Source organism: Candidatus Kurthia intestinigallinarum, from assembly GCF_003991225.1.
GTDB lineage: Bacteria > Bacillota > Bacilli > Bacillales_A > Planococcaceae > Kurthia > Kurthia populi.
On record NZ_JTFC01000118.1, the window covers coordinates 1 to 2,599 of the forward strand.

General features: G+C 35.2%; 2 protein-coding genes. One reads left to right on the plus strand and one right to left on the minus strand.

Annotated elements, in window-relative coordinates; translation table 11 throughout:
- Nucleotides 1-272, plus strand: a 272-nt coding sequence (locus QI30_RS19050; protein WP_148113901.1) for a tyrosine-type recombinase/integrase, incomplete at its 5' end; no start/stop codon positions are given.
- A 62-nt stretch (nucleotides 273-334) separates the two neighbouring features.
- On the opposite strand, the gene QI30_RS19055 is transcribed toward QI30_RS19050, so the two are convergent.
- Nucleotides 335-2,599 (minus strand): Eco57I restriction-modification methylase domain-containing protein (locus tag QI30_RS19055; protein ID WP_199754735.1); only part of this gene is annotated, 2,265 nt, incomplete at its 5' end.

Below are 2,599 nucleotides of genomic sequence, written 5' to 3' on the forward strand. Positions count from 1 at the left end.
GCGAATTAATGCCAGAGGATTATTTCGTCGGAGCTGCCGATAAATGGGGCAACCACACGAGTCGACAAATTAGTGAAGTCAGCTACAATCAAGCCATTCAAAGCTGGCTCGGCTTCGCACCGTACACCTTTCGAAAAACGCAGATTACTGCCATGTACCAAAAGGGTGCGGACATTCCAACGATTGCTAAGCAATCTGGTCATAAGTCACACCAGACAATTATGGAGCATTATATAAAATTGAAGACAGAGGATGTAGATAATTATTTATAGAAAATATTAAGGTACCCTATATTTATAAGTGTTACCTAGATATATTAGGGGACCTTAATTAGTTAATTCATCGGCTTAATTTTATTTTCAATATAGTTAATTTCATCTGATGAAAACTCATACTTGTTGTACAACTGTTGATCAATTTTATCAACCGGGAGTCTCCAATTAATATCTGAACTCGATTTAAAATTTTGTAAAGGAATAAATCGATATGTTTTTGATGCAGCATCTTGACTGCCTTTTGCTAGGCTATGAAGATATCTTGAGAACTTTGTTTGTAAGTATTTGGAAAGGTTCTGAGCAGATTGTTCATCTAAATCTAACTCGGCACCAAAAACAAGGTAAGTCTCAGTACATATAGTATTAGGTGCAGCGATTATGGTATTGAAATTATCATCATTCAATTCAGTGCCAATATTATTAGACTTAGGTGCAATAACTTTCCATTTATTAACCCACTCTGTTCTAGTAGGTATATCAGAATATTCTACGTATCCAACAACACCTCTACCATAACACTTTACAGGGCGTGTTAAATCATTTGGACTTTGGTGGAACTTATCATCTTTTACAAAGAAACCACGTAGTCCGAATGGTCGTGACGGTGAGACATGGGTAATAAGCCGTTCATTATTCTGTTCTACATCATCTATTTTTTCAAGGATGGAAATAGCGTTTGAATCACGTACAAAAATTTCTAAACCGTTTACTTTCATTGGACGCATTAAATCGGCAATAATTTTATTTTTTTCGTGTGTAATAACACGAGTCAAATTACGTGAGTTATCATAATTTGCATCCCATAAAAAATAACATACACCACCACGAATGTTGGTATTTGGAAAAATATCTTCAGGTGTAAGCCAATCATGCAGTTCACGTAAGTGCAGATCGTTTAGCATTTCTTCACGGAAATCATCAAGCCCTTTTCCACCTACATACCAACGACTAGGCATAATCATTGAAATATATTTAGGATTCATTGCTTTAGCTGCACGAACAAAGTTTTGATAAATTGGTCCTGCACTTGCTTGAGCGCCGCCGTCCATTTCTTGATAGGGAGGATTACCAATAACAACATCAAATTTCAATTTTTCTCCCCCTTTATTAAACATAGTTTGAATTTTGTCTAGGATGTTTTCTCGTTGAGTTTTTACATCGGTCATAATGTTTTCATAATAAACTACATTTGTATCGTAATCATTATAACCTCTAAGCGTTCTTTCTGAAATTGTTTTGGCCATAGGTGTCTTTGCGATAACAAAAATGTTTTCTCTGAGCGTTTGTTCCCAAAGTTCAAAGTGTTTCTCACGGGATAACACTTCATTGGATACACTGGCTCTAAATTCATTTACTCGTTGACGATAGATGTTGTAACAAGCTAATAATGGATATAAACCGGATTTTGAATTGATTTCTAAAACCTTGCTATCACTATTCATTAAAGAGTTTTTAGTAATGTTTGGCTTAGTATAGAGTCTTGTGTTTTCTCCATCGTGAAGGGCATATTCAAATTTTTCATCAAAAAATGATTCACCACCGAGTGTCTCGATTAAATGACGGTTGACAACTTTCCATGGTGTTAAAACAGTCTCTTTATCAGGGTTTTTAAAGGTAGCGAAAATATCTGCAATTTTCATTACACGTTCTTTTACGGAACTGCTCTTATCCGCTGCTTTTGCTTTACGACGAATTTTTAAACCCGCTTCTACAAATACTTCAGCATCGTAATATTTGCTGAATTTTTTAAATAACTCTTTTGTCACACCAGGAGGCATAAATTCATTCCATGATTTTTCATCAACTAAATTCACAAAATTACGCAATGTGATTTCTTTATCGGCATCAATATTTGCACCAAAAATCATCATCGGGATACGAATACTGATACCTCGTAAGATACTAATCATTGTTTTCTTCTGCTTTTTTAGTTCATTTAATTTATCAATTGCCTCTTGTTCTTCAGGTGTGCGTTGTTTTGGTTTCTTTTTTTCAGCATCTAAAGCTTTTTGCCACTCTTCATCATCAAATCCTTGATTATTAATCGTCACATCTAAAGGTTTCTTTTCTTGTTTGGATGTACCAATAATTGCTTTCAAGTCATTGAAGTCTTGAATATCAGCTTCGTTAAGACGTAGTAACTCGTCTGTATAAAGATTAGTATCATCAAAGCCCGTTGAAACAACTTTATCGACCGCAGCTCTCTTCAGTTGGCGTAACATGTGTTCAACATCAATAGCATTCATTTTGCTATTATCGTTGCTGATAACAGAACAATAGTTTAAGAACGTAGCCATGGCAGCCTTTTGATCCGGCGAATTTAA